Origin of the sequence: Streptomyces sp. C (assembly GCF_000158895.1) — a bacterium.
Lineage (GTDB): Bacteria > Actinomycetota > Actinomycetes > Streptomycetales > Streptomycetaceae > Streptomyces > Streptomyces racemochromogenes.
On sequence record NZ_GG657750.1, the window covers coordinates 2,221,393 to 2,223,831 of the forward strand.

Consider the following 2,439-nt stretch of genomic DNA (forward strand, 5'->3'; position numbering starts at 1 on the left):
CCCACGCGGCGTTCGAGCGCACCGGGCGCGCAGCGCCCGGTTCTTCCAGCCCCGCCGGCGTTTGAGGCGCGGGGTCAGGAGCGGAGCCCCGGTCTCTCAGCCCCGCCGGCGTTTGAGGCGCGGGGTCAGGGGCGGAGCCCCTGGGAACGGTGGAAGGGCGGGTAGGGGACCTCGCCCCGCGCAGCGGCACAGCACCCGCACCCGACCCACCGGCCCCCGCCACCCGAACCGGCCCCGTCGGAAGATCAGGCCCGGCGCAGCGGCGCGTGGAAAAGGCGGCGGCGCGTCAAGAAAGGTCAAAGGAGCTCGCGGAGGCGGGAGGCCAGGAGGTCCCAGCGCCACTTCTCCTCCACCCAGGCGCGCCCCGCCTCGCCCATGCGGGTGCGGAGTTCCGGGTCGCGGAGGAGGGTGGTGATGCGGTCCGCCGCGTCGTCGGGGTCTGCGCCGCGGACCACCCAGCCGGTCTCGCCGTCCAGCACCGCGTCCGGCGCCCCGCCCGAGTCGCCCGCGACCACCGGCAGGCCCGTCGCCGAAGCCTCCAGGTAGACGATGCCGAGCCCCTCCACGTCCAGCCCGCCCCGCCGGGTCCGGCACGGCATCGCGAAGACGTCCCCCGCACCGTAGTGGGCCGGCAGCTCCGACCACGGGACGGCGCCCGTGAAGACCACCGAGTCCGCGACCCCCTTCGCGGCGGCCAGCGCCCGCAGGTCCGCCTCGTACGGCCCGCCGCCGACGATCAGCAGCGCCGCGTCCGGCACCGCCGCCAGGATCCGCGGCATCGCCTCGATCAGGGTGTCCTGCCCCTTCCGGGGAACGAGACGGGACACGCAGACGACCACCGGGCGGTCGGACAGGCCCAGCCGCGCCCGGACCTCCGCGCCGCCCGAGCCGGGGTGGAAGGTCTTCTCGTCGACGCCCGGCGGGAGCTGGACCATCCGCGCCGCCGCCCGCTCCGTCACCGCCGAGGCGATCCGCGAGCGCGTGTACTCCCCGAGGTAGGTCAGGGTGTCCGTGCCCTCGCCGATCCGCCGCAGCAGCTGCCGCGCGGCCGGCAGCTGCGCCCAGCCGGCCTCGTGCCCGTGCGTGGTGGCGACGATCCGCCGCGCGCCGGCCCGCCGCAGCGCCGGACCCATCAGCCCGAGCGGGGCCGCGGCCCCGAACCACACCGACTCGCAGCCGTGTTCGCGCAGCAGGGACACCGCCCGCCGGGTCACCCGGGGCGTCGGCAGCAGCATCGTCGTACGGTCGCGCACCACCGGGAACGGCTGTTCCGCGTCGAAGGCGGCGGTGGCCTCGCGGCCCTCGGCACCGTGCTTCCAGGTGGACGCGTAGACGACGACCCGCTCGGGGTCCAGCCGCAGCGCCATGTTGTGCAGGAAGGCCTGGATGCCGCCCGGGCGCGGCGGGAAGTCGTTGGTCACGATCAGCGTCTTGTGCATCCCCGCCAACGTACCGGACCGCTACCGCAGCTCCTGCCGCAGCGTCTCCTGCCAGGCCGCCGTGAGACCGGCGGGGTCCGTCCCCAGGGCCTGCTCCAGCGCCACCGGCAGCGGTTCACGCCCCGCCAGCTCGTACAGGCGGACCAGCGCCGCCTCGCCCCAGCGGGCGGCGACCAGCCGGCAGGCCAGCCAGGCGCCCTCGTACGCCCGGGCCGCCGCCGACGGGTCACCGCCGAAGGCGAAGTCCCCGTCGGCCGGCAGCGCCCCCGGCAGGTCGCCGCGCCGCACGGCCCGCGCCAGCTCCGGCGCGCCCTCCGCCGGGGTGGTCCCCGTCCCCCGGTACGCCGCCCAGTCCGCGAAGCCCTCCGACAGCCACTGCGGGGTCCGTGCCGAGGTGGCGGCGCGGGTCGCGACGTGGGTGACCTCGTGGGTCAGGACGATCCGCCGCCCGGCCTCCGAAAGACCCGCGTACCCCTCCGGGTTGACGACGACCCGGTCGGCCGGAGCAGGCCCGCCCCCGGTGCTGCCGGTGGTGACGGCCCCCAGGCCCCGGTAGGTGTCGGCCGGCCGCCCCAGCAGCGCGGCCATCGCGAACAGCGTCGCGGGCGCCATGACCACAACCCAAAAAACCCACGGCCCCGGCCAGGCCGCGCTGACCGCCGGCACCGCCCGGTCGGCCCCGTCCGCGAGGGCGGACAGCTCCCGCGGGCTGCGGCCGACCCCGAGGACCAGGCTGTGCGCGCCCCGCACGGCCGCCGGATCGCCCTGGTCCCACAGCTGCGCCGGCGCCCCGGGGGCGGGCCGGTCGGCGGTGACCCGCCAGCCGGTGCCGTCCCGGGTCAGCTCCACCTCGCGGGCCGAGGCCGCCGGGGCCGCGTCGTAGCCGGCCAGCCGGTAGCGCAGCTCGGCGCGCGCGTGGGCCCGTACGCCGTCCTGCCGGACCGAGGCGACCCGGTACGACCGTGTCGTCCAGCGGATCCCGGCGAGCCGCGCGGGCGGG

General features: G+C 77.7%; 2 protein-coding genes. Both read right to left on the minus strand.

Annotated elements, in window-relative coordinates; translation table 11 throughout:
* Positions 1-296: 296 nt before the first annotated feature.
* A complete protein-coding gene (locus tag SSNG_RS09840) occupies positions 297-1,439 on the minus strand; it encodes a glycosyltransferase family 4 protein (protein ID WP_007263671.1) in 1,143 nt (380 codons plus the stop codon).
* A gap of 21 nt (positions 1,440-1,460) precedes the next feature.
* Positions 1,461-2,439, minus strand: a 979-nt coding sequence (locus SSNG_RS09845) for a hypothetical protein (protein ID WP_007263672.1), incomplete at its 5' end; no start/stop codon positions are given.

What these genes read in the sequence shown, in the direction of transcription:
- SSNG_RS09840 (WP_007263671.1), bottom strand. Translation starts at nt 1,439, where the DNA reads ATGCACAAGACGCTGATCGTGACCAACGACTTCCCGCCGCGCCCGGGC.